Source organism: Dietzia sp. DQ11-38-2, from assembly GCF_014145055.1.
GTDB lineage: Bacteria > Actinomycetota > Actinomycetes > Mycobacteriales > Mycobacteriaceae > Dietzia.
In genome coordinates this window covers 3,349-7,288 of the sequence record NZ_JAALDW010000479.1, presented here as the reverse complement: position 1 = coordinate 7,288, position 3,940 = coordinate 3,349, and the positions used below count along the sequence as shown (strand labels likewise).

At 69.1% G+C, this 3,940-nt stretch carries 4 protein-coding genes and 1 pseudogene; all 5 read left to right on the top strand.

Features of this window, described 5'->3' with window-relative positions:
* On the top strand, positions 1–323 hold a 323-nt coding region (locus tag G6026_RS15020), incomplete at its 5' end, for an HpcH/HpaI aldolase/citrate lyase family protein (protein ID WP_182613644.1).
* 36 nt (positions 324–359) lie between these two features.
* Positions 360–2,009, top strand: a complete 1,650-nt coding sequence (locus G6026_RS15015; protein ID WP_107756978.1) for an AMP-binding protein — start codon at positions 360–362, stop codon at positions 2,007–2,009.
* Between the two features lie 25 nt (positions 2,010–2,034).
* On the top strand, positions 2,035–2,811 hold the full coding sequence (locus G6026_RS15010) for a CoA transferase subunit A (protein WP_017836284.1): 777 nt from the start codon (positions 2,035–2,037) through the stop codon (positions 2,809–2,811).
* Positions 2,811–3,482, top strand: a complete 672-nt coding sequence (locus tag G6026_RS15005; protein WP_107756977.1) for a 3-oxoacid CoA-transferase subunit B — start codon at positions 2,811–2,813, stop codon at positions 3,480–3,482. Before G6026_RS15010 ends, G6026_RS15005 begins: the two co-directional genes overlap by 1 nt.
* A gap of 109 nt (positions 3,483–3,591) precedes the next feature.
* A pseudogene (locus G6026_RS17615) lies at positions 3,592–3,940 on the top strand (CPBP family intramembrane glutamate endopeptidase); the annotation flags it as partial.

Genomic DNA, 3,940 nt, shown 5'->3' with positions numbered 1-3,940 from the left:
TCGCGCTCGCGGCGGCCGCGTTCGGTCGGTGGGCGGTGGACTCGGTCCACCTCGACATCGCCGACGAGGCCGGTCAGCGCGCCGAGGCGCTCGACGCCGTCGCCCTGGGGTTCGTGGCCACGGCCTGCATCCACCCGTCCCAGGTGGCGGTGGTCCGACAGGCCTACGCGCCCGACGACGACGAGGTGGCCTGGGCCCGGAAGGTCCTCGACGCCGCCCGGAGCAACCAGGGCGTCTTCCGGCTGGACGGCCGCATGGTCGACGGCCCCGTCTTCCGACAGGCCGAAGCCACGATGCGTCGCGCCGCGGCCTCCGCCACCTGAGACCCCCCACCCGACAGACCGCCAAGGAGTACCGAGATGACCACCACCGATCTCGATTCCACCCCACTGGACCCCGCACTCTCCCACACCCGTGGGGACACCGACGTCCCGCTGCTCACGCAGACGATCGCCGACAACCTGGCCGCCACGGTCGAGCGCTTCGGCGACCGCGACGCCCTCGTCGACGTGCAGGCCGGACTCCGGTGGACCTACACGGAGTTCCACGCCGACGTCCGTCGCCTTGCCTCGGGCCTGCTCCGGCTCGGGATCCGGACCGGCGACCGTGTGGGGATCTGGTCCCCCAACCGCTGGGAGTGGGTGATGATCCAGTACGCCACCGCCGAGATCGGGGCGGTGCTGGTCAACATCAACCCCTCCTACCGCGTCCACGAGCTGGAGTACGTGCTCAAGCAGGCCGGGATCAAGGCCGTGGTCGCGGCGCCCCAGTTCAAGGACTCGGACTACACCGGCATGCTCTCGCAGGTCCAGCCGAGCTGCCCGGACCTGGAGGTGGTGGTGCTGTTCGGCGACGAGGAGTGGGAGTCCATGATGTCGGGGCCCACCGACGCCGACGAGCTGGCCGGGATCCGCGCCGGTCTCGGCGCCGGCGACCCCATCAACATCCAGTACACCTCGGGCACGACCGGTTTCCCCAAGGGCGCCACGCTCTCCCACACCAACATCCTCAACAACGGGTTCTTCGTGGGTGAGACCATCAACTACTCCGAGGTGGACCGGGTATGCATCCCGGTGCCCTTCTACCACTGCTTCGGCATGGTGATGGGCAACCTCGCGTGCACCACCCACGGGTCGTGCATGGTGATCCCCGCGCCGGCGTTCGACCCCGCGGCCTCGTTGCGGGCGGTGGCGCAGGAGAAGTGCACGAGCCTGTACGGCGTGCCGACGATGTTCATCGCCGAGCTCGCGCTCGAGGACTTCGACTCCTACGACCTGTCCTCCCTGCGGACCGGCATCATGGCGGGCTCACCCTGTCCGGAGGCGACCATGCGTCAGGTGATCGACCGGATGAACATGGAGGAGGTCTCGATCTGCTACGGCATGACCGAGACCTCCCCGGTGTCCACACAGACCCGGGCCGACGACTCGCTGGATCGCCGCGTCACCACCGTGGGGCGGGTCGGTCAGCACCTCGAGATTAAGATCATCGACCCGGAGACGGGTGAGACCCTGCCGCGCGGCGAGGCGGGGGAGTTCTGCACCAAGGGCTACAGCGTGATGATCGGGTACTGGAACGAGCCGGAGAAGACAGCAGAGGCGCTCGACGCCGACGGGTGGATGCACACCGGGGACATCGGGGAGATGGACGCCGACGGCTACGTGCGGATCACCGGCCGTATCAAGGACATGGTGATCCGCGGGGGCGAGAACATCTACCCGCGTGAGGTCGAGGAGTTCCTCTACACCCATCCCGACATCCTCGACGCCCAGGTGATCGGGGTCCCGGATCCGAAGTACGGTGAGGAACTGATGGCGTGGATCCGGCTGAAGCCCGGACGCGACGACCTGACCGCCGAGGAGGTCCGGGACTTCGCGACCGGCAAGCTGGCCCGTCACAAGATCCCCAGGTACGTCCACGTGGTGGACGAGTTCCCCATGACCGTCACCGGGAAGGTCCGCAAGGTCGACATGCGCAAGACGGCGATCGAGATCCTCGGCATCGCCTGACCGCCCACATTCAAGGAGGACGAGTATGTCCAGCAAGATCATGACCGCGGAGCAGGCCGTCGCGGACATCCCGGACGGGGCGTCGATCGCCGCCGGCGGTTTCGGCCTCTGCGGGATCCCGCAGGTCGTCATCGAGGCACTCGCGGCCCGCGACGTCGGGGACTTCGAGGTCTTCTCCAACAACGCCGGGGTCGACGGCAAGGGCCTCGGCATGCTCCTGGAGACCGGCAAACTGCGACGCATCGTCTCGTCGTACGTCGGCGAGAACAAGGAGTTCGCGCGGCAGTACCTGTCTGGTGAGCTCGAGGTCGAGCTGACGCCGCAGGGCACCCTCGCCGAGCGGATGCGTGCCGGCGGCTCCGGGATCGGGGCGTTCTACACGCGCACCGGCGTGGGGACCTACGTGGCCGATGGCGGGATGCCGTGGAAGTACGACTCCGAGGGCGGGGTCGCGCTGGCCTCCCCGCCCAAGGAGACCCGGGAGATCCGGGGCGAGACCTACGTGCTCGAGCAGGCCATCGAGGCCGACTTCTCGCTCGTGCGGGCCGCGGTCGCGGACCGCAGCGGCAACCTGAGGTTCAACCTCACCGCCCGCAATTTCTCGCCGCTGGCCGCCATGGCCGGTCGGGTGTGCATCGTCGAGGCCGAGGAGATCGTCGAGGTCGGAGAACTGGCCCCGGACGACATCCACCTGCCCGGCATCTTCGTGCACCGTCTGGTCGAACTCACCCCGCAGCAGGTGGAGCAGACCAAGTGGATCGAGAAGACCACCACCAACCCGCCTTCGGAAGGACAGCGCTGATGAGCACCTCCAGCACGCCCGCCCGGCTCGGTCGCGACCGCAAGGCCATGGCCGCCCGCGCGGCCCTCGAGCTCTCGGACGGCCAGTACGTCAACCTGGGGATCGGTCTGCCGACGCTGGTACCCAACTACGTACCTGAGGACGTCAACGTCACCCTGCAGTCGGAGAACGGCCTGCTGGGGATCGGGCCGTACCCGCATCCGGACGATGTCGACCCGGACCTGATCAACGCCGGCAAGGAGACCGTCACCACGCTGCCCGGCTCGTCGATCTTCGACTCGGCCATGAGCTTCGGCATGATCCGCTCGGGGAAGATCGACGTGGCGATACTCGGCGCCATGGAGGTCAACCCGGCCGGCGACATCGCCAACTGGATGGTGCCCGGGGCCATGGTCAAGGGCATGGGCGGCGCGATGGACCTCGTGGTGGGCGCCCGCCGCATCGTCGTGGTGATGGACCAGCTGGCCAAGAACGGCTCGTCGAAGATCGTCCCGGAGATCTCCCTCCCGCTCACCGGTCTGGGGTGCGTGGACCGGATCATCACCGAACTCGGGGTCTTCGACCGCGACTCCGACGGGCTCACCCTGATCGAGCTGGTCGACGGGGTGACCCTCGATCAGGTCGCCGCCGCCACGGCGGCCCCGTACCGGGTGGCCGAGGCCCTGTCGTGATCGAGGAGCTGCGGTAATCACCCCACCGCCCGCCCGCGCCGCCGGACTCTGGACCACACCGGTCCGTGGTCGGGCGGCGCTCTCGGCGTTGGCCTGGGTTGTGGGGTATGTGGTCGGACTCGTCGTCGTCGTCCTCCTCGGACTCCTCGTCGCGAGCACCGTCGGTAGCCCGCCGCCCGACACCGCCCTGCTCGCTCTCGTGGTGCTCGGCGGCACGGCGGTGGCGGCGCTGGTCGCGGTGTGGGTGCACCTGCTCCGCCGACGCGGGTTGCGCTGGGCCGATGTGGGGCTCCGCGCGCCCGAGCGGTCACCGGTACACCTGCTGTGGCAGATCCCGGCCGTGATGGTCGCCGGGGTCGTCGCATCCATGATCGTGCTGCTCCCGCTGGGGGCCGGGCAGGAGGGGTCCGAGGCCGGGCTCGAGGACCTCGCCACGGGTGGGCCCGCGTTCGTGGTGC

Excerpts from the sequence above, each read along its gene's own strand:
- G6026_RS15015 (WP_107756978.1), top strand. The coding sequence starts at position 360 with ATGACCACCACCGATCTCGATTCCACCCCACTGGACCCCGCACTCTCC.
- G6026_RS15010 (WP_017836284.1), top strand. The coding sequence starts at position 2,035 with ATGTCCAGCAAGATCATGACCGCGGAGCAGGCCGTCGCGGACATCCCG.
- G6026_RS15005 (WP_107756977.1), top strand. The coding sequence starts at position 2,811 with ATGAGCACCTCCAGCACGCCCGCCCGGCTCGGTCGCGACCGCAAGGCC.